The following is a 1,716-nucleotide window of genomic DNA, read 5'->3' on the forward strand; positions in this document are numbered from 1 at the left end:
TGATATGCTACCCTCATATAGGACAATGAAATATAAAAGTCCTATATGGGGGTATTTTCATGTTCAGAAAGAGTAAGATAGAACCAGTAGAAAAAGTAAAAATAGTCGAACGCTACCTTGCAGGAGAAATTGGCATACGGCAAGCAGGAAAAGAATTGGGAGTTGATCATCATAGTATTCGAAATTGGATTTCTATTTATCAGTATGATGGACCAACTGGATTACTCAATCAACCGAAAAACAAATCTTATTCAAAAGATTTAAAAATATCTGCTATAAATGATTATCTTAACGGAGAAGGATCTCTTCAGGATATTTGCACAAAATACGGAATTCGTTCACACAGACAGCTTTCCGATTGGATTAAGGTGTATAATTCTGGTGGAATATTAAAAACATCCACTGGAGGTGCTTACATGAAAAAAGCAAAGAACACTACACTTGATGAGAGATTAAAAATAGTAACAGATTGTCTTGCAAATGATAAGAATTATGGTGCAATGGCACTCAAATATGATTGTTCCTATCAACAAGTTCGCAATTGGGTAATACGATACGAAAAGATGGGTCAAGCGGGTCTGGAAGACAGACGTGGACGTCGTATAGCTTCTCTTCCAAGCAGAACACCTGAAGAAGAGCTACGTGACAAGATAGCTGAACTAGAAAGAAGAAATCTAGACTTACAAATGGAGAATGATCTGTTAAAAAAAGTCAGAGAACTGGAAAGGAGGGGGCGCTATCTTTAATCCATCGGTTAGCCGAATATGAAGCCATCCAAAAACTATCGTCTACTAAGCATTATCCCATAGATAGACTTTGTAAATATCTTAATGTTACACGTTCTGCGTATTACCGCTGGGTAAAATATCCGAAAAGTAATAATGAACTTCGAAACGAAAGACTATCCACTGAAATCCAAAGGATTCATAACCAGCATCCAGATATGGGATACCGAAGGATTCGTGATGAATTAGATGGACATAAAGGAATTCATGTGAATGATAAACGAGTACTTCGTATTTGTAGGAAATACGATATAAAATCAAATATTAAATGGAAACCTAAGAGTTGTACCAGAGGAGACAGAAATCCTGATCACATAGCAAAAAACTATTTACACCGTGAATTTCACGCCGAAAAACCGAATGAAAAGTGGCTTACAGATGTTTCTGAATTTAAATACTACAACGGAATAGAAGTTCATAAAGTTTATCTGAGTGCTATTTTAGATTTATATGATAGAAGGATTGTTTCCTTTAAAATCAGCGATCATAATGATAATCCATTAGTTATGGACACGTTTGATGAGGCTGTTCGTCAGGAGCCAGATGCACACCCATTAGTTCATTCTGATCGAGGCTTTCAATATACAAGCGCACAGTTTTATACTAGATTAAAAAAACATCATATGAAGCAGAGTATGTCTAGAGTTGCCCACTGTATTGACAATGGACCAATGGAAGGGTTTTGGGGAATTCTAAAACGAGAAATGTATTATAAACAGCGTTTTAATGACAGAAGCTCTTTGATTACTGCGATAGCTAATTACATAGATTACTACAACAACCAACGACTTCAAAGGAAACTGCATGTAATGACACCAATGAAATATCATGAGCAATATACAAAAGCAGCATAAAATATCGCCAGCCATAGCATGGCTGACGATACAAAAATTTATTATTTTTTATTGTCCTCTTGACGGGGAGCATACCA

2 protein-coding genes are annotated in these 1,716 nt (G+C 36.0%); both read left to right on the forward strand.

The features are described from left to right. Positions 1-59 precede the first annotated feature (59 nt). Positions 60-746: a helix-turn-helix domain-containing protein gene (locus LJE12_RS19460; protein WP_055058267.1), complete on the forward strand. Its 687-nt coding sequence runs from the start codon at positions 60-62 to the stop codon at positions 744-746. Then, positions 746-1,639, forward strand: a complete 894-nt coding sequence (locus tag LJE12_RS19465) for an IS3 family transposase (RefSeq protein ID WP_173704929.1) — start codon at positions 746-748, stop codon at positions 1,637-1,639. Before LJE12_RS19460 ends, LJE12_RS19465 begins: the two co-directional genes overlap by 1 nt. Positions 1,640-1,716 lie beyond the last annotated feature (77 nt).

Source organism: Blautia sp. DFI.6.71, from assembly GCF_020593585.1.
In the GTDB taxonomy this organism is placed as follows: domain Bacteria; phylum Bacillota; class Clostridia; order Lachnospirales; family Lachnospiraceae; genus Blautia_A; species Blautia_A wexlerae.